Genomic DNA, 18,082 nt, shown 5'->3' on the forward strand with positions numbered 1-18,082 from the left:
GGCCACATCCACTACCGGGAAGCCCGCCGTGCTCGATTCCGCCTTCACGCCGCTCGTGGTGCCGCGCCTCGGTGCGACCCCCGTCGATGCGCGCAGCGAAGCCGATCGCGCCCGCGCACGGGGCTACGCGGACGGGTTCGCGGAGGGTCGCCGCGTCGCGCTCGAAGAGGCGCGCGCCGAGCAGGCTCGCGAGGACGAGCGGATGCGGATGCTGCGCGAGGCGTACCTGCACGAGCGGGGCACGGCGCTCAGTGCGCTTCGGGCCTCCAAGGTCGCGCTCGACGAGCGCGCCGCACGGCTCGGCGACGTCGCCGCGGCGCGGATCGAGGAGCTCGCGACAGAGCTCGCCACCGCGATCCTCGGGGTGGAGCTGTCCGACCCGGCGCGGTCGGCCGCACATGCGCTGCGCCGTGCGCTCGATGCGATGCCGGTCGGCCTGTGGACGCGGGTCACGCTGAGCGAGCGCGACGGAGAGACGCTGCGAGAAGACGCGGATGCCGCGCACCTGCTCGACGGGATCGAGGTGGTCACGGCATCCGACGTCGATCCCGGCGGTGCGATCGTCGAGATCGAGGACGGCGCCGTCGACACCCGGATCGGGGAGGCGCTGCGCCGGGCCGCCGACGCCCTGCGCGGGGCCGATGAGCACGGCGGCGAGGTGCTGTCGTGAGCACCGCGACCGCGTCGTGGATCCGTGCGTTGAGCGCGGTCCGTCCCGAGCGCTCGGGCACCGTGGACGCCGTCGTGGGCCTGAGCGTCGAGGTGCGGGGGATCAGCGCCGCCGTCGGCGACCGCATCCGCATCGAGACGCATGACGGCCGACCCGTCGACGCCGAGGTCGTGGCGGTCGACGGCACGTCGGCACGGTGCATGCCGCTCGGACCGGTGGCCGGCGTCAGGGCTCGCTCGCGGGCGCGTCACGCGGGGGCCCCGCTGCACGTTCCGACGGGGCGGGTGCTGCTGGGCCGCGTGCTCGACGGGCTCGGGAGACCGATCGACGGCAAGGGTCCGCTCGATCCGGCGACCGCCTTCGTGCCCCTCGACCACGAGTCGCCGAGCATCATGACGCGTCGGCGCATCGACCGGCAGCTCGGGCTCGGCGTGCGCGTCCTCGACACGATGACCCCGGTCGGGATCGGGCAGCGACTCGGCATCTTCGCCGGCTCCGGGGTCGGAAAGTCGTCGCTGCTGTCGATGATCGCGCGCGGGTCGACGGCCGACGTGAACGTCATCGCGCTTGTGGGCGAGCGCGGGCGCGAGGTGCGCGAGTTCCTCGAGGACGACCTGGGCCCGGCCGGTCTCGCCCGCTCGGTGGTCGTCGTCGCGACCTCCGATCAGCCCGCCATGGCCCGTATGCGCTCGGCGTTCGTCGCGACCCGCATCGCGGAGCACTTCCGGGACGAGGGCCACGACGTGCTCCTCATGATGGACTCGCTCACGCGCGTCGCGATGGCTCAACGCGAGATCGGACTGTCGGCCGGTGAGCCGCCGGCCACACGCGGCTACCCGCCGTCGACGTTCTCCGTGCTCGCGCGGCTGCTCGAGCGTGCCGGAACGGGACCCACCGGGTCGATCACGGGCCTGTACACGGTGCTCGTGGACGGCGACGATCACAACGAGCCGATCGCGGATGCCGCGCGCGGCATCCTCGACGGACACGTCGTGCTCGATCGAGGGCTCGCTGTGCGCGGGCACTTCCCCGCGGTCGACGTGCTCGGCTCGGTCTCGCGCGTCGAGTCCAAGGTCACGAGCGGAGCGCAGCGCGAGGCATCCGTCGCTCTCCGCAGCGTGCTCGCTGCGCGCCGCGCCGCGGCCGACCTCATCGACATCGGTGCCTACCGACAGGGTGCGAACCCGCTCGTCGACGCGGCGCTCGCACACGAGGGCGCGATCGACCGCTTCCTCACGCAGGGGATGGACGACCTCGCCGACGTCGGCGATTCCTGGCAGCGGCTCGCTGCCCTCACCACCGAGTTCGGAGGGCTGACGCCATGACATTCCCCCTGGCAGGACTTCTGCGCGTGCGCGAGATGCAAGAGCGCCTCGCCGCGCAGCAGCTGTCGCACGCCACCGCCGAGCGCGCCGAGGCCGAACAGGCCCGCGACCGGATCTCGTCGAGTCTCGCCGAGACCGCCGTCGCGATCGGAGACCCTCGGATGCTGCTGGCCATGGCCGCCGCCCGTTCGGCCGGAAGCAGCGCGCTGAGCGACCTCGAGGCGCTCACCGTGCTGTGCCGAGAGGCAGAGGCCCGCGCGAAGTCCGCCCACGTCGAGGCGCGCCGTGAGCTCAAAGGGCTCGAGCGCCTCGAACTCGCCCACCGCACGCGCACCTCGAAGGCGCAGCGCGACGCCGAGCAGAGCGCGCTCGACGAGATAGCCGTGGTGCGGTCTGTGCGTCGAGAAGGGAGCGCCGCATGAATGCACTGCCCGTCATGACCCTGCTCGCGGCCCCGACCGTCGCATCGGTCTCCGGTGCCGACCGCGGCCGCGCGGGCGAGGCGACCGGGACGCGATTCGGCACCGCGCTGGCGCTCGCCGCGCTCGAGCTTCCCGTGGTCGAACTCGACCCGTCTGAGAACTCTGCGGGTGCGCCGGCAGGCGAAGACGACTCGACGGATCCCGCCACTCCCGTGACGTTGCCGGTGGACGGCTTCGGCGGGGGAGCGTCGGAATGCATCGGACCGCGGCATCCGGCGCCCGCGACTGCACTCATCGCTGAGGCACCCCGGCCTGGAGTGGCCGCGCCGTCGGGCCCGTCCGCGCCCGATGTCGCCCCGCCCGCCGACTCGGGCGAAGTCCCCGCCGCCACGATGCCCGCGGCCGCCGCCCTGTCGACCCCTGCGGCCGCTCCCGCGGACCCCGGGTCGGCCGCCGGCGAGCAGGCTCTCTCGGGGCCGGATGCCTCGCCCGTGCGCGCGACCGCACCCGCGCCAGCCCCCGCCACGGCCGGCGTGCGGACGGCGCCCGTCGCTCCGGAGGCATTCCAGCCGACTGCGCCCGAGCGTCCTGCGAACCCGCCTCAGGTTCCCACCGCGCCGCCGACGCTCGCGCCCCGCGAGTCCGAGCAGGCGGAGGAGGCCGGTCCTGCCCACCGCGTGACGCACGCAGCGCCTGCGGTCGCGCCGGCGCCGACATCCGTCTCTGCGCCGGCGCCGGTCGAGGCATCCGGACCTCCTGCGGCCACGCCCCGCGCGATCGCCGCCCAGGTCTCGCCGACTGTCATCGCGATCGCGCAGCGCCCGTCGGGCACGCACCAGCTCACGATGACCGTGCACCCCGAGAGCCTCGGCCCGGTGACGGTGCGTGCGCGCATCGGCGCCGGCGGCGACGTGCAGGTGGAGCTTCTCGGGGCGACCGACGCAGGACGCGATGCCCTGCGGGCGATCGTCGCCGACCTGCGCCGTGATCTCGCGGCCGTCATGCCGAATGCGAGCCTCAGCCTCGCGTCGAGCTCCGCCGGTGAGACGGGTGCACACGATCGCGACGCGCAGCCCGGCATCGGCGAGCGCGCGGGCGATCAACCCGAAGGCGCACAGCGCCCTGACGGCGAGAGCACTCCGCGCGCGGCGAGCACCGCCGCGGACCGCTCCGTCCCGACCACCGTCCACGCCGCCTCCGGCGCCGGGCTCGACATCTTCGTCTGAGGAAGGAGCGCACGATGACCGTCGAAGCCGTCACCTCGACCCCGCCGGCCTCGCTCTACACGGGCGGCACCACCGACCCCGCCGCGCGCAAGCAGGTGCTCGACGGCGAGGTGTTCCTGCGGCTGCTCGTGACACAGCTCACGCATCAGGATCCGTCCAACCCCATGGACACGAACGAGATGATCTCGCAGACGACCCAGCTGGCCATGATGGAGCAGCTCACCGCACTCACCGACATCGGCGGCGAGGCCTTCGCGCTCAACATGCGTCACGCCGCGACGGCCCTCCTGGGCCGCGAGGTCGGGTACGAAGACGCCGAGGGCCGACTCGTGACGGGCACCGTGACGAGGGTCTCGTTCAACGGCCCCGTCCCGCAGGTCACCGTCGGCGACGCCGACATCCCGCTCGACATGATCACCGACATCTCCTGACATCGAACCCACTCCCCACAGGAAGAGACACCCATGCTCCGCTCGCTCTACTCCGGAATCTCCGGGCTCCGCTCGCACCAGACGATGCTCGACGTCACGGGCAACAACATCGCCAACGTCAACACGGCCGGCTTCAAGGGCTCGTCGGTCGTGTTCCAGGACTCCCTCTCGCAGCTCATCGGCAACGCGGGCATCCCCGACGACCAGGTCGGCGGCCGCAACCCCGCGCAGGTCGGCCTCGGCGTGCAGGTCGCCGGCATCCGCACCAACTTCGCGCAGGGCTCGGCGCAGGCCACCGGCCGCGGCGGCGACCTCATGATCTCGGGCGACGGATTCTTCGCGGTGCGCTCCGGCGGCGAGACGCTGTACACGCGAGCGGGAGCCTTCACGTTCGACTCGACCGGCAAGATGGTGACGGTCGACGGCGCCGTCGTGCAGGGCTGGGCCGCGACGAACGGAGTCGTCAACACGGGCCTCGCTCCGGCCGACATCGTGCTGCCGCTCAACGCGATCTCCCCGGCCCGCGCCACGACCTCCGCGACCGTCACCGGCAACCTGCCCTCGACGGCGGAGATCGGCGACACACTCGTCCGCGACGTCACCGTCTACGACGCGCAGGGTGCGGGCTCGACGCTGAGCCTCACATTCACCAAGACCGCCGCAGGATGGGATGTCACCGAGCCCGTCAGCGGCGCGACCGGCTCGCTGACGTTCACCGACGGCGTGCAGACCGCCCCCGGACTCACGCTCACGGCGGGCGCGCTGACGGTCGACCTCACGGCCGTCACGGGATACGCCGACATGTCGACGGTCGCCGTCACCGGGCAGGACGGCGCCGCCGCCGGCTCGCTCAAGTCCTACAGCATCACCGGCGACGGCTCGATCATCGGCATCTTCAGCAACGGCCGCACAGAGACGCTCGCGAAGATCGCGATGGCGACGTTCGCCAATCCCGAGGGTCTCGAGAAGGCGGGCGGCACCGCCTACCGTGTCTCGGCGAACTCCGGTCAGCCGCAGCTCGGCGTACCCGGCGCCGCAGGCTTCGGCGACCTCGTGTCGGGCGCGCTCGAGATGAGCAACGTCGACCTGTCACAGGAGTTCACGAACCTCATCGTCGCGCAGCGCGGCTTCCAGGCGAACGCCCGCATCATCACGACGAGCGACGAGGTGCTGCAGGAGCTCACGCAGCTCAAACGCTGATCGCACCGAAGACGGATGCCCCCGCATCATCGGCCCGCCCCGGTTACCCGGGGCGGGCCTCGTCGCGATAGTCGGGGCCAGACCCCGTCCGCCCCTCGAGACCCCTCGCCCGAACCCGGAGTGCGCCGATGATCACCGTCACTCGCCTGGACCACGCCAGGTTCGCGGTCAACCCGGACCTCATCGAGCGGGTCCACGCGGCGCCCGACACGACGCTGCACATGGTGGACGGGCACGTGTACGTGATCGAGGAGACCCTCGACCAGCTCACCGATCTGATCGTGGGCTATCGGGCCAGAGTGCTGGCCACGGCGCAGGCTCTCGTGGGGCGACCAGAGGTCTGATCGTGGATCCGGCATTCATCTTCGGCGTCATCATCGCCTTCGGGGCGCTCCTCGCGATGATCACGATGGAGGGCGCGAGCATCGACGCCCTTCTGCTGCCCGCGCCGATGATCCTCGTGCTCGGCGCGACGATCGGCGTCGGCATCGCGAGCCACACGTTCCGCGACACGATCCTCGCCGTCAAGAGCCTCGGTCGCATGATCCGTGGGCCGAAGACGACCCCCGAGGCGGTGATCCCGTTCCTCGTGACGTACGCCGAACGGGCGCGCAGCGACGGACTGCTCTCGCTCGAGCGCGAGCTCGACGGCGCACCCGACGACTTCACGCGCAACGCGCTCCAGGCCCTCGCGGACGGCATGGACGCGCGGGACCTGCGGACCGTCATGGAGGACGAGACCGCCGCAGCATCCGCCCGCAATCGGGTCGCCGCGAAGTTCTACTCCTCGCTCGGCGGCTACGCGCCCACCATCGGCATCGTAGGCACCGTCGTATCGCTCACGCACGTGCTCGAGCGCCTCGACGAGCCCGACCACCTCGGCCCCATGATCGCCGCGGCGTTCGTCGCGACCCTGTGGGGCCTGCTGTCGGCGAACTTCATCTGGCACCCGATCGCCGGCCGGCTGAACCGCATCGGGGCCTCCGACCAGGAGCGCATGAATCTCGTGACCGAGGGGATACTCGCGATCCACGCCGGCAGCGCACCGCACGTCGTGCAGGAGCGCCTCGAGGCCCTGGCCGGCGTCAAGGTGAAGGCCACCTCGAGCAAGCCCGAGGAGGTGCCGGCGTGAGCGCGATCAGCGGAGCGCGCGGAGGCCGTCGCGAGATCGAGGCGCACGAGCCCGACGAGCGCTGGGCGGTCTCGTACGCCGACATGGTCACGGTGCTCATGTGCCTGTTCATCGTCCTGTTCGCGATGTCGACCGTCGACAAGGGCAAGTTCGAGCAGCTCGCGAACAGCCTCGCGAGCGGCTTCGGCCGCGACGTGACGGAGGGTGGCGCCGACACGACCGAGGGGCTCGTGATCCCGCCCGAGATGCTCGACGAGGACGGTGCCGAGGAGCTCACCGCGCGCGCCGCCACCGAGTACGAGTCGCTCGTCGAGCTCCGGGAGCGCATGCGCCAGGCCCTCGCAGCCAAGGGGCTTGAGAGGACCGTCGACTTCGTCATCGACGACCGCGGCCTCAAGGTGGGACTCATCGGAGCCGAGACGTTCTTCGCCGACAACAGCACGCAGCTCTCGGCGAAGGCGAACGCCGTGCTCGACGCGATCGGCGATGTGCTCGCGGGCGTCGACAACGAGGTGAGCATCGAGGGGCATGCCGATCATCGGGCCGCGGTGCCGCCGTTCCCGACGAACTGGGAGCTGTCCAGCGGCCGCTCGACGCAGGTCGCCCGGTTCCTCGTCGAGCGCGAGGGTGTCGCCGGGGGCCGGGTCAAGGCGACCGGCTTCTCCGACACTCGGCCGCTCGCGCCGGGCGACGACGCGGCGGCGCTCGCGGTCAACCGGCGCGTGGACATCGTCGTCGAGTCGAAGGAGGAGGAGCGGGTCAGAGCGCTCCTTCCCGAACTCGTCGCTGCTGTGAAGGAGGCTGACGGACCGTGACCATCGTCGTGGAGGAACCTCGGACGACCGGAGCCCCGGACGCCGCTGTGCAGCACGTCCCGTACGACTTCAGCCGTCCGGCGCAGCTGAGTCGCGAGAGCATCCGTCACCTCGAGGCGGCATTCGAGTCGTTCGCCCGCCTGTGGTCGTCGCAGCTGACCGCCAAGGTGCGGCTCCGCGCGCACGTCGCGCTCGAACGGGTCGAGCTCGTCACATACGAGGAGTACGCGAGCACGCTTCCCGGTACGACCGCGATGGTCACGGGAGCGTTCGCCGACCGCGAGGAGCCGTGCGTCGTGCAGTTCGGACTCGATAGCGCGCTGCTGTGGGTCGTGCAGATGATGGGCGGCAGGAGCACGACGCTGCCCGAGGGTCGCACGTTCACGCCGATCGAGCTCGCGCTCGTGCGGCACGTGATGGACGGCACCTTCGAGCACCTCGGTGCGAGCCTCGATCCACTGCTTCCGGATGCCCCGGTGTTCGGCGCCGTGCACTACAACCCGCAGTACATGCAGGTGATCTCGGCCGCCGCGGCGGTGATCGTCGCGCGGTACGCGATGCGCCTGGGCGATGCCGAGACCGCGGCGACCGTCATGCTCCCGGTCTCGGTCGTCGTCGACCGCCTCGCCGAGGCTGGCGACGGCGTCGCGCCCGGGCACACGGCCGAGCACACCCTCGACCAGGTCAGCCGTGCGCCGGTGGACGTCGCGCTGCGGCTCGCGCCCATCACCATCCGCGCGGGCGAGGTGCTCGAGCTCGCACCCGGCGACCTCCTCCGCTTCCCGCACCCCGAGACCAAGCCCTTCGAGCTCGTGGCCGGCGCGACGCCGATCGCGCGCGCGACGCCCGGCGCGCGCGGCTCGCGTCTGGCCTGCACGATCACCACCGTCCACGAGGAGACCCGCTGATGAGCACCTTCCACGCGACCGCCGTCGCCGCCGCGATCGCCGGCCGGCTGCCGTTCGGGCATCCGGTCATCCCGACCCCGTCGACCGACCCCGGAGCCGTCGGCACCGCGGTCGTCGCGACCTTCACCGGTGCGCCGGGTGCGCGCATCGCGATCCAGGTGAACGACCCGTCGGCGCTTCAGGACGGTTCGGATGCCGCTTCCCTGACCGACCGGCTGCACCCCGTCTTCGAATCCGCCGTCGCGGTGCTCGGGCCGGGCACGCTCGGCGAGGCCCGCGAGGTGAGCGCGCAGGAGGCATTCACCGCCCCGGGCACCCAGGTGTTCGATCTTCTGGGCGCCGACGGGTCGGTCGTCGGGCGCACGGCCGTGACCCTCGACGCGGAGGACGCCGCGCAGCCCGCCCCGCCCCAGCGGCTCAGCCGCATCGCCGGCGTCGAGATGGATCTCGTGGTCGAGATCGGGCGAACCCGGATGCCGGTGCGCGACGTGCTCTCGCTCGAGCCCGGCCGCGTCGTCGAGCTCGACCGGGCGGCCGGGTCGCCCGCCGACATCCGCCTCAACGGCCGGCTCATCGGACACGGGACCGTCGTCGTCGCCGACGGCGACTTCGCGGTGCGCGTCGAGCGCATCCTCGAGGGTGCGGGGAGCGTCTGAGCATGGAAGAAGTCCTCATCGCAGCCCGCGTGATCGTCTCGCTCGGGGCGGTGCTCGGCCTGCTCCTGTGGCTGCGCCACCGCATCCGCAAGGGTCAGTCGGGCACAGCGGCGCCGAAAGCGGACGCGACCCACACGGGCCCGGCGAAGCTCACCGCGCTGTTGCCGGGACGACCCGGGGGGAGGCCGCGCGCGAGCCGTCCCGACCGGATCGAGGTCGTGACGCGTGCCGGGCTCGGCGGCAAGGCGCAGCTCGTGGTGGCCGAATTCGGGGGCATCCGGTACATCCTCGGCGTGACCGAGCGGGGGATCAGCGTCGTCGACACGCAGGAGGTGTCGTCGGTCGACGCCGACGCGGTGCAGTACATCTCACAGACCGGCCGGGGGGAGGGAGTCGGGCGCACGGACACCGGGGGGATCGAAGTCCGTCGCCTGACCCGCAGGGCGGCTCGCGGGTTACCGCGAGCCGCCCTGTCGCGATAGTCGGCGGGGAGCACGGATCGCTCGACACCCCCGGCTACGGATCGGCCACGCCACCATCTTCGGAGTGCCGCCTTGCCCGCATCCGTCTCGACCGTCGTGCCGACCGCGCGGGCCGCGCGCGCGAGCCGGCGAACGGCAGCGGTCGTCGCCGCGGGGATCGGGGTCGCGCTGGTGCTCGTGCTCCTTCAGGCCGCCGTCGTCCACGCGGCCACCCCGCCCGCCGACGACGGCGGCGGAAGCGTCACGATCAACGGCATCGACGGGACGCCGTCGGCGAGCATCACGACGCTGCTCGGCATCACGGTGCTCAGCGTCGCGCCGGCGCTGCTGCTCATGATGAGCAGCTTCACGAAGATCTTCGTGGTCCTCGCGCTCACCCGGAACGCGCTGTCGCTGCCGTCGATCCCCCCGAACCAGGTGCTCGCCGGGCTCAGTCTCTTCCTGACGCTGTTCATCATGTGGCCGGTGCTCACCGACATCAACGCGATCGCCGTCACGCCGTTCGTGGAAGGGAGGATCGACTTCAGCCAGGCGTTCGACCTCGCGCAGGTGCCGCTCAAGGAGTGGATGCTCGGCTACACGCGCGAAGAGGACATCGCGCTCATGCACCGGGCGGCGCAGATGGACAACCCCGCCGATCCGTCGAGCGTCCCGCTGTACACGCTCGTCCCCGCGTTCATGATCAGCGAGCTGAAGGCCGCGTTCCTCATCGGGTTCGTCGTCTTCGTGCCGTTCCTCGTGATCGACCTCGTGGTGGCGAGCGCGCTCATGTCGATGGGCATGATGATGCTGCCGCCGGTCATGATCTCGTTGCCGTTCAAGATCCTGCTGTTCCTGCTCGTCGACGGCTGGGGCCTCGTCGTGACGGCACTCGTGCAGTCCTACGGGAGCGGCGGATGACCCCCGAAGCCGTCATGGACATCGGCCTGGCCGCCCTCGTGGTCGGCGCCAAGCTGTGCGCGCCGCTGCTGGTCACCGCCCTCGTCGTCGGCTTCACCGTCTCGCTGCTGCAGTCGATCACCCAGGTGCAGGAGATGACGATCTCGTTCGTGCCGAAGCTCGTCGCCGTCGGGATCGCGCTGCTCGTGTGCGGGCACTGGATGATCTCGGAGATCGTCGCGTTCACGAACGACCTCTTCGCGCAGCTCCCGTCGCTGCTGAGTGGGGCGCCGTGAACATCCCCGTCGACTTCGTGTGGCTCGAGGCGACCGCGCTCGCGTGCGTGCGGATCACGGCGTTCCTGGTGTTCGCGCCGCCCTTCAGCCACGCGACGGTGCCGATGCGCGTCCGCGCGATGCTCGGCGTGGGGCTCGCGCTCGCCGTGTCTCCGGTCGCCATGGCCGGCTACGAACGGCTCGACACGGGCGCGTTCCTGCTCGCGCTCGCGGGCCAGGCGATCACGGGCGCACTGCTCGGGTTCCTCGTGCTCGTGATCTTCAGCGCGATCCAGGGTTCGGGCCATCTCATCGACACGTTCGGCGGCTTCCAGCTCGCGCAGGCGTTCGATCCGGGGATGGCGATCAACGGCGCCCAGTTCACCCGGCTGTTCCAGATGACCGCGATCGCGCTGCTGTTCGCCTCCGACGGGTACCAGCTCGTGCTCGCAGGACTGCTCCGCTCCTTCGACGCCGTGCCGGTGACGGGAATGATCGACCTCGCCCGTCCCGCCGACGTCCTCATCACCGCCGCGGGGCAGATGATGCTCAGCGCTGTGCAGATCGCAGGACCCCTGCTGATCGTGCTCGTGCTCGCCGACGTCGGCCTGGGTCTGGTCACGCGCGTCGCGCCCGCCCTGAACGCGTTCGCGATCGGCTTCCCGCTCAAGATCCTCCTGACCCTCACGCTCGTGGGACTGGTCTACATCGCGCTCCCGAGCGTCGTCGCGGCACTCGCGCAGGACGCCGCCCGGACGCTCGTGGGGGTGACCCGATGAGCGACACCGACACCGGCGAACGGACCGAGAAGGCGACCGATCGGCGCCTCCGCGAGGCCCGCAAGAAGGGGCAGCTCGGACGCAGCCAGGACTTCACGGCATGGATCTGCATCGCATCCGCCGCCATCATGATGCCTTTCACGATCGCCGCGGCCGCACAGGTGCTGACCGAGCAGTTCCTGCGGGTCGCGCAGGTCGCTCGGCAGCCGACGAGGGCGAACGCGGTCGAGGCCCTGAGTGCTGCGATGGCCTCGATCGGCGGGGTCCTCCTGCCGATGCTCGTCGTCGTCCTGCTCGCGACCACCGCGATGGCCGTCGCGCAGGGCGGTGTCCACGTGCGCGGACTGACGATGCGGCTGGAGCAGTTCGACATCGTCGCGGGGCTCAAGCGGGTGTTCGGCCGGCGCGCGCTGTGGGAGGGCGTCAAGGCGCTGCTGAAGACGCTCGCGATCGGCGCAGCGCTGTGGATCGTCGTATCCGGCCTCGTGCCCGTCCTGATGGACAGCGGGCGCCACAACGTCGCGTGGCTGCTCGAACGAGCCGGCGAAGGGGTCGTCGCGCTTCTTCAGGTGGCGGTCGTCGTCGGCGTGCTCCTCGCGGCGATCGACATGGCCGTCGTGATGCGCCGCAACCGTAAGCACACCCACATGACGAAGAAGGAGGCGAAGGACGAGCACAAGAAGAGCGAGGGCGATCCGCTCGTGCGCGCGCAGCGCCGCTCCCGCCAGCTCGCCCTCAGCCGCAACCGCATGATCGCCGCCGTCGGCGACAGCGACGTCGTGCTGCTCAACCCGACGCACCTCGCCGTCGCGCTGCGCTACGAGCCGGGCAGGTCCGCGCCGCGGATCGTCGCGAAGGGCGCGGGGGTCGTCGCGCAGAAGATCCGCGAGCGTGCCGAGGAGGCGGGCGTCCCGATGATCCGTGACATCCCGCTCGCACGTGCGCTGCACGCGGCGTGCGACATCGGGCAGGAGATCCCCGAGGAGCTCTACACCGCGGTCGCGCAGGTGCTCGCGTTCATCGAGCACCTCAAACGTCGCGGGTCGGCGCGCGGCACGCACACGATGCCTGCGGCGAGCATGAGGAGCCGCGGCCTATGACGGATGCCGCCGCACACAGTTCGAGGAGAGGCGAGAGGTCAGAGTCATGATCAGACAGCTGCTGTCGAAGGCGACCGTTCCCGTCGGGGTCGTGGGGATCATCCTGCTGCTCATCGTCCCGATCCCGACCGCGCTTCTCGACGTGCTCATCGTCGTGAACATCTCGTTCGCGCTGCTGATCCTGCTCACCGCGATGTTCGCGAAGAAGCCCCTGGACTTCTCGGTCTTCCCGAGCCTGCTCCTGGTGGCCACGCTCTTCCGGCTCGGCCTGAACGTCGCCTCGACGCGCCTCATCCTCGGCGAGGCGCACGCCGGGCAGGTCATCCAGGCGTTCGGCCAGATCACGATCAGCGGGTCGCTCGTGATCGGCGCCGTGATCTTCCTCATCCTCACCGTCATCCAGTTCGTCGTCGTCACGAAGGGCGCCGAGCGCGTCGCCGAAGTCGGGGCCCGGTTCACGCTCGACGCGATGCCGGGCAAGCAGATGGCGATCGACGCCGACCTGAACGCGGGGCTCATCACCGAGGAGGAGGCCCGCCGGCGGCGCGCCGAGGTGGCCGCCGAGTCCGACTTCTACGGCGCGATGGACGGCGCCTCGAAGTTCGTCAAGGGCGACGCGATCGCGGGGATCGTCATCGTCGCCATCAACTTCGTCGGCGGCATCATCATCGGCATGGCCCAGCGCGGCATGGACATGGCGGATGCCCTGCAGAACTACAGCATCCTGACCATCGGCGATGGCCTCGTCACCCAGATCCCGGCGCTGCTCATGGCGGTCGCGACCGGCATGATCGTGACGCGCGAGAACACCGAGTCCGAGATCGGGCAGGCGGCGGGTCGCCAGCTCATGCAGTCGCGCAACGCGTTGCTCATCACGGGCCTCGCCGCCATCGCGATGGGGCTCATCCCAGGCATGCCGTTCCTGGCGTTCCTCGCGATCGGCGGCCTGCTGCTGTTCGCGGCGGCCCGCGTGAGGGCGAACCGCGCGCGCAAGGCGGCGGAGGCGGCAGAAGCGCAGGCGACCGAATCGGCGGATGCCGCGGCCGAGGGCCCCGACGAGCTCATGGACCGCATGCGCGTGCATCCGCTCGAGATCTCGCTCGCGCCGGACATCATCGACCTCGCCGCGGGCGGCGCGGGCGACCTCCTGACTCGGGTGAAGTCGCTGCGGCGCAAGCTGGCGCTCGAGCTCGGCATCATCATGCCGCCGGTGCGGACGCGCGACAATGTCGAGCTCCCCGCCGAGACCTACGCGATCCTCATCGCCGGCGTCGAGGCGGGCCGGGGGAGCGTGCCGCGCGGACACGTGCTCGCGATCGGCGCCGACCTGGACCAGCTGCCCGGCAGGCGCGTCACGGATCCGGTCTTCGGGCTCGAGGGCAAGTGGGTGCCGGCCGAGATGTCGCACGCGGCAGACATGGCCGGCGCGACCGTGATCGACCGCGCGAGCGTCATCATCACGCACCTCTCCGACCTCGTGCAGGCGCAGGCCGACCGGCTGCTCTCGCTCGAAGACGTCCGGCAGCTCACGGAGCACCTGAAGCAGACGCATCCCGCGACGGTCGAGGAGCTCACGCCGGCCGTGCTGTCGCTCGCGGGCATCCAGAAGGTGCTGGCGGGACTGCTCGCCGAGCGCGTGCCGATCGTCGACCTGGCCCGGATCTTCGAGGCGCTCGTGCTGCGGGGCAAGACGACGACCGAGACCCCGATGCTCATCGAGGCCGCGCGCACCGCGCTCGGGCCTGCGATCGCCGCGCGCTTCGCCGAAGAGGGGCGGATCCGCGTCGTGATGTTCGATCCGCTGCTCGAGCAGCAGCTTCTCGAGGGCATGCGGGTCGTCGACGGCCAGCCGCAGATCGTGCTGGCACCGGATGCCACGCTCGACCTCCTCGACAGCATCCGTCGCACCGTGGACGAACTGGACCGATCGGGTCCGGAACCGATCCTCGTGTGCGCGCCGTCGCTGCGGCAGGCCGTGCGCAGAATGGTCGCGACGCAGGTGCGAGGGCTGCCCGTGCTGTCGTACGACGAAGCCGCGGCGGGCGGCTTCGCCACCGACGTCGTCGGAGTGGTCCGGTTGTCGCAACCCGCGCTTCCAGGTGTCAATCCGTGACGATTCCACTCGTATATCAGCGGATATGGTCTATGGTGATCTCAGGACGAGCGCGGCGCGCTCACGCCATGGAGGGCGGACATGCTTGTACTCACGCGACGAGCCGGCGAGAGCATCCTGATCGGCGATGACATCACCGTCACGATCCTGGGTGTGACCCCCGGCGGAGTGCGCGTCGGCATCGACGCGCCGCGCGACAAGGGCATCCACCGGGCCGAGATCGTCGTGGCGGTGAGCGACGAGAACCGCGGCGCCGTGCAGTCCTCCTCCGACGAAGCGGCCGAGAACGCGCTGCTGAACGCGCTGGGACGCCGGTCGGAGACGGAGTGACGGCCGGCGGGCGGTTACGTCGGATGTGCGCTGTCGCGATAGTCGTGCACGTGACGGGCGACCCCGTCGCCAGACTTCGACCCGACGAGGTGACCGCCCGTGTCCGCTCATGAGCTGAGCATGCATCTGATGCGAGAGCGCGAGATGCTCGAGCTGCTGCTGTTCAAACTCGACGTGCAGCAGATGCTCCTGGCGACCGGGAGGACGCGGTGGATTCCGCAGACCGTGAGCGAGATCGAGCGCGTGCTCGCCGCGATGCCCGTGACCGCACTCACGCGCGACACCCTTGTGGTGGCGGTCGCCGACGAGTGGGGTGTTCCGGATGCCACGACCCTGCGCGAGCTCATCGACGCCGCGCCGAGCTGCGCGTGGCGCGAGGTGCTGAGCGGGCACCTCGAGGCCATGCTGGGCCTTGCCGCCGAGATCGGCGAGCTGAAGAAGCTCAACGAGCAGCGTCTGCGCACGGCGCTCCGCGTCACGCAGGAGACGATCGCAGGCCTGGGCGTGCCCACCGGAGAGTACGACCAGTCCGGTGACGTCGTCCGCGACGGCAGCGGCTCCCGACTCCTCGACACGAGGGTGTGAGGCGACCGTGTCCACCTTCTCCGGCATCCGTCTCGCCGAATCCGGCCTCGCCGCAGCCCGGACGGGGATGAACGTCACGGGCCAGAACATCGCGAACCAGACCACGGTCGGCTACACCCGACAGCGCGTCGAGCAGACGCCTGTTCCGGCGCCCGGTCTGACCGGCCTGTGGCCTTCGGTGCTCGCCGTCGGCGGCGGAGTCGGCGTGACCGCGATCGCGCGGCTCGGTGACGAGGTGCTCGACGCGCGTGTGCGGGACGCGCTGTCGGCCTCGGGCTTCTGGAGGGCACGCGCGACCGCTGCGAGCCAGGTCGAGGCCGCGATGGCCGAACCGACCGAGGACGGTCTGGCTGCGACCCTCGACCGCTTCTGGGCCGGGTGGTCCGATCTCGCCAACGATCCGGATGCTGCGGCCGCCCACGTCGTGATCACGAACGCCCGCGTGCTCGTGGGACAGATCGCCGCGGGATACCAGTCGGTTGCGAACCAGTGGTCCGGTCTGCGTCAGCAGGTCGACCGCCAGATCTCCGATGTGAACGCTGCAGCCGAACAGGTCGCGGTGCTCAACGGGCAGATCCGCGACGCGGTGCAGTCCGGGCGCAACGCGAACGAGCTGATCGACCAGCGCAACCTGATCGTCCAGCAGCTGTCGACGACGGTCGGCGCGACGGCCACCGCCGAGACGGACGGCACGCTCACGGTGCGCGTCGACGGCAACGCGCTGGTGTCGGGAGATCGCGCCCGCGCCCTCGTCGTGGCCGGCCCGGTCGACATCGCCGACGGGGGCCGCATCACCGTCGCGTGGGCGGATCGCCCCGACATCGCGGTGGCGGTGACCGGCGGCACTGTCGGCGGCACGATCAGCGCGCTCGCGCCGGAGTACGACGGAGGCTCGCTCGCGGCTGTGGCAGCGGCCTACAACCGGGTGGCCGGCGAGCTGGCGACGGCGGTGAACGACATCCATCGCACGGGCGAGACGTCGGCCGGCGTTCCGGGCGGCGACTTCTTCGCGCTGGACCCGGCAGGCCCCGCGGCTCTCGGATTGAGCGTCGTGCCGGACGGCATCGCGGACCTGGCCCTGGGTGCGCCGGGCGCGGGTCCGCTCGATACGACGATCGCCGACCGGATCAGCGCGCTGAGCATGTCCGCCTCGGGGCCGAGCGCGACGTGGTCGACGTTCGTCACCGGCTTCGGCGTCTCGGTCGCAGGCGACCTGCACCGCGCCGACATCGCCGACACGGGCGCTGTCGCCGCGATCGCTGCGCAGCAGTCGACCGCGTCGGTCGACGGTGACGAGGAGACGATAAGCCTCCTCACGTACCAGACCGCTTACCAGGCGTCCGCCCGCGTGCTCACCGCGATGGATGAGGCGCTCGACATCCTCATCAACCGAACCGGCCTCGTCGGCCGCTGATCGTCCTGGAGCCACGATGATCGGACGGATCACCAGCAGCACGATGACCCAGCAGACGCTTCACACCCTCCAGGCGAATCTCGCCCAGAGGGATCGGCTGATGAACCAGGCCACGTCGCAGCGCGCATTCCGGACGCCGAGCGAGGACCCCGCCGCCGCAGCGAGCGCGCTCGGAGTCCACAGCGAGCAGGCGCGCGTCGCGCAGTACGCCCGCAACCTCAACGATGCGATGGCGTGGGTGACGACCGTCGACACGGCGCTCGGCGCCGGCATCGATCTGCTCAACCGTGCTCGCGACCTCGTCGTGCAAGGCGCGAACTCCGGCGCGATGAGCCCCGCGGCCCGCGACGCGATCGCGGCCGAGCTGGAGAGCATCAGCGCCGGCTTGCTCGCACAGGCGAACACGACGCTCGCGGGGCGCAGCGTCTTCGCCGGCACGAGCGATGCGGGCCGGGCCTTCGAACCGGGGACCTTCACCTTCAACGGCACGACGGGGAGCGGTGTGCAGCGGCGGATCGGCGACAACGAGACGGTGCGCGTCGACAGCGACGGCGCGGACGCGTTCGGCGAGGGGGCGACGAGCGTGTTCGCAATGCTGAACGACATCGCCGCCGAGTTGCGAGCGGGCGGCGAGATCGGGTCGAGGCTCGGCGACATCGACGCGCGCCTCGAGAGCATGATCGCGGCGCGCGGTGCGACCGGCGCGCAGCAGTCCCGGATCGAGCGCGCCTCCGCGCAGAACCTCGCCGTCTCGGTCGATCTCGAGGCTCGCCGGGCCGAAGTCGAGGACGTCGACAGCCTCGAGGTGCTCATCCGGCTCCAGTCGGCCGAGCTCACGTTCCAGTCCGCACTGCAGGTGACCGCCCGCGCTCTGCAGACCAACCTCTTGGAGTTCCTGCGATGAGCATGAGCACCGCGGCCGTCGTCGAGTTCGCATCGCCGCCGTTCGGGCTCGCGCCGCTCACGTTGTTCACGCTCGACCGCATCGACGGCGCCGAGGGGCTGTACGCGCTGCGCGCGAGATCAGAGGCGGTGCGGCTGTTCGTGCTCGACGTGCTGTCGGGCGACTTCGGCTATCGCCCGCAGCTGACCGACGGCATCCGTGATCTGATCGGGGCCGCACGCGACTCCGACGTGCGCGTGTTCGTCGTCGCCAATCCGGCCGATGACGGCGTCTGCGTCAACCTGCGCGCGCCGATCGTCATCCACCGCGAGACCGGATGCGCCGCCCAGGTGATCCTCGACGACCAGAGCTATCCGTTGCGGGCGCCGCTCGTCGCCCCTTGACAACGGATGCGGTGATAAACGAGGTAAAAACCACGCATCACCACCTTTACCAG

General features: G+C 71.0%; 22 protein-coding genes. All 22 read left to right on the forward strand.

Annotated elements, in window-relative coordinates:
• Positions 1-28: 28 nt before the first annotated feature.
• The 22 genes from VNR19_RS04655 to VNR19_RS04760 all read left to right on the forward strand — a co-directional run bounded on the left by VNR19_RS04655 (position 29) and on the right by VNR19_RS04760 (position 18,029).
• A complete protein-coding gene (locus VNR19_RS04655; protein ID WP_325724383.1) occupies positions 29-670 on the forward strand; it encodes a FliH/SctL family protein in 642 nt (213 codons plus the stop codon).
• The gene (locus VNR19_RS04660) at positions 667-1,995 is read left to right on the forward strand and encodes a FliI/YscN family ATPase (protein WP_325724385.1); all 1,329 of its coding nucleotides are present in this window, start codon (positions 667-669) and stop codon (positions 1,993-1,995) included. Before VNR19_RS04655 ends, VNR19_RS04660 begins: the two co-directional genes overlap by 4 nt.
• The gene (locus tag VNR19_RS04665) at positions 1,992-2,417 is read left to right on the forward strand and encodes a flagellar FliJ family protein (protein WP_325724386.1); all 426 of its coding nucleotides are present in this window, start codon (positions 1,992-1,994) and stop codon (positions 2,415-2,417) included. The genes VNR19_RS04660 and VNR19_RS04665 overlap by 4 nt, the downstream gene beginning before the upstream one ends.
• Positions 2,414-3,643: a flagellar hook-length control protein FliK gene (locus VNR19_RS04670; protein ID WP_325724387.1), complete on the forward strand. Its 1,230-nt coding sequence runs from the start codon at positions 2,414-2,416 to the stop codon at positions 3,641-3,643. Before VNR19_RS04665 ends, VNR19_RS04670 begins: the two co-directional genes overlap by 4 nt.
• A 14-nt stretch (positions 3,644-3,657) precedes the next feature.
• Positions 3,658-4,074: a flagellar hook assembly protein FlgD gene (locus VNR19_RS04675; RefSeq protein ID WP_325724389.1), complete on the forward strand. Its 417-nt coding sequence runs from the start codon at positions 3,658-3,660 to the stop codon at positions 4,072-4,074.
• Positions 4,075-4,107: 33 nt separating this feature from the next.
• Positions 4,108-5,274 (forward strand): flagellar hook protein FlgE, encoded by a 1,167-nt coding sequence (locus VNR19_RS04680; protein ID WP_325724391.1) that lies wholly within the window; start codon positions 4,108-4,110, stop codon positions 5,272-5,274.
• 128 nt (positions 5,275-5,402) lie between these two features.
• Positions 5,403-5,618, forward strand: coding sequence for a flagellar FlbD family protein (locus VNR19_RS04685; RefSeq protein WP_325032811.1), 216 nt, complete (start codon positions 5,403-5,405; stop codon positions 5,616-5,618).
• Positions 5,619-5,620: 2 nt separating this feature from the next.
• Complete coding sequence (locus tag VNR19_RS04690) at positions 5,621-6,406, forward strand: motility protein A (protein WP_325724393.1); 786 nt, start codon at positions 5,621-5,623, stop codon at positions 6,404-6,406.
• On the forward strand, positions 6,403-7,221 hold the full coding sequence (locus VNR19_RS04695) for an OmpA/MotB family protein (RefSeq protein WP_325724395.1): 819 nt from the start codon (positions 6,403-6,405) through the stop codon (positions 7,219-7,221). The genes VNR19_RS04690 and VNR19_RS04695 overlap by 4 nt, the downstream gene beginning before the upstream one ends.
• On the forward strand, positions 7,218-8,129 hold the full coding sequence (locus VNR19_RS04700; protein ID WP_325724397.1) for a flagellar motor switch protein FliM: 912 nt from the start codon (positions 7,218-7,220) through the stop codon (positions 8,127-8,129). Before VNR19_RS04695 ends, VNR19_RS04700 begins: the two co-directional genes overlap by 4 nt.
• On the forward strand, positions 8,129-8,785 hold the full coding sequence (locus tag VNR19_RS04705; protein WP_325724399.1) for a FliM/FliN family flagellar motor switch protein: 657 nt from the start codon (positions 8,129-8,131) through the stop codon (positions 8,783-8,785). The genes VNR19_RS04700 and VNR19_RS04705 overlap by 1 nt, the downstream gene beginning before the upstream one ends.
• A 2-nt stretch (positions 8,786-8,787) precedes the next feature.
• On the forward strand, positions 8,788-9,267 hold the full coding sequence (locus VNR19_RS04710) for a flagellar biosynthetic protein FliO (protein ID WP_325724401.1): 480 nt from the start codon (positions 8,788-8,790) through the stop codon (positions 9,265-9,267).
• 72 nt (positions 9,268-9,339) lie between these two features.
• Positions 9,340-10,167 carry a flagellar type III secretion system pore protein FliP gene (gene fliP / locus VNR19_RS04715; RefSeq protein WP_325724403.1) on the forward strand — a complete coding sequence of 276 codons (828 nt, stop codon included), beginning with the start codon at positions 9,340-9,342 and terminating at the stop codon, positions 10,165-10,167.
• On the forward strand, positions 10,164-10,442 hold the full coding sequence (gene fliQ, locus VNR19_RS04720) for a flagellar biosynthesis protein FliQ (protein WP_325724405.1): 279 nt from the start codon (positions 10,164-10,166) through the stop codon (positions 10,440-10,442). The genes fliP and fliQ overlap by 4 nt, the downstream gene beginning before the upstream one ends.
• A complete protein-coding gene (locus VNR19_RS04725) occupies positions 10,439-11,200 on the forward strand; it encodes a flagellar biosynthetic protein FliR (RefSeq protein WP_325724407.1) in 762 nt (253 codons plus the stop codon). Before fliQ ends, VNR19_RS04725 begins: the two co-directional genes overlap by 4 nt.
• Positions 11,197-12,300, forward strand: a complete 1,104-nt coding sequence (locus VNR19_RS04730) for an EscU/YscU/HrcU family type III secretion system export apparatus switch protein (RefSeq protein WP_325724410.1) — start codon at positions 11,197-11,199, stop codon at positions 12,298-12,300. The genes VNR19_RS04725 and VNR19_RS04730 overlap by 4 nt, the downstream gene beginning before the upstream one ends.
• A 46-nt stretch (positions 12,301-12,346) precedes the next feature.
• Entirely contained in the window at positions 12,347-14,413 is a 2,067-nt protein-coding gene (locus VNR19_RS04735; RefSeq protein WP_325724412.1) for a flagellar biosynthesis protein FlhA, read from the forward strand.
• An 81-nt stretch (positions 14,414-14,494) separates the two neighbouring features.
• Positions 14,495-14,743: a carbon storage regulator CsrA gene (gene csrA / locus VNR19_RS04740; RefSeq protein ID WP_325724414.1), complete on the forward strand. Its 249-nt coding sequence runs from the start codon at positions 14,495-14,497 to the stop codon at positions 14,741-14,743.
• Between the two features lie 120 nt (positions 14,744-14,863).
• Positions 14,864-15,328, forward strand: coding sequence for a flagellar export chaperone FlgN (flgN, locus tag VNR19_RS04745; protein ID WP_325724416.1), 465 nt, complete (start codon positions 14,864-14,866; stop codon positions 15,326-15,328).
• A 7-nt stretch (positions 15,329-15,335) separates the two neighbouring features.
• The gene (gene flgK, locus VNR19_RS04750) at positions 15,336-16,742 is read left to right on the forward strand and encodes a flagellar hook-associated protein FlgK (protein ID WP_325724418.1); all 1,407 of its coding nucleotides are present in this window, start codon (positions 15,336-15,338) and stop codon (positions 16,740-16,742) included.
• 16 nt (positions 16,743-16,758) lie between these two features.
• Complete coding sequence (gene flgL, locus VNR19_RS04755) at positions 16,759-17,646, forward strand: flagellar hook-associated protein FlgL (protein ID WP_325724420.1); 888 nt, start codon at positions 16,759-16,761, stop codon at positions 17,644-17,646.
• Positions 17,643-18,029: a flagellar assembly protein FliW gene (locus VNR19_RS04760; RefSeq protein WP_325724422.1), complete on the forward strand. Its 387-nt coding sequence runs from the start codon at positions 17,643-17,645 to the stop codon at positions 18,027-18,029. The genes flgL and VNR19_RS04760 overlap by 4 nt, the downstream gene beginning before the upstream one ends.
• Positions 18,030-18,082 lie beyond the last annotated feature (53 nt).

This window comes from Microbacterium sp. (genome assembly GCF_035556355.1).
GTDB lineage: Bacteria > Actinomycetota > Actinomycetes > Actinomycetales > Microbacteriaceae > Microbacterium.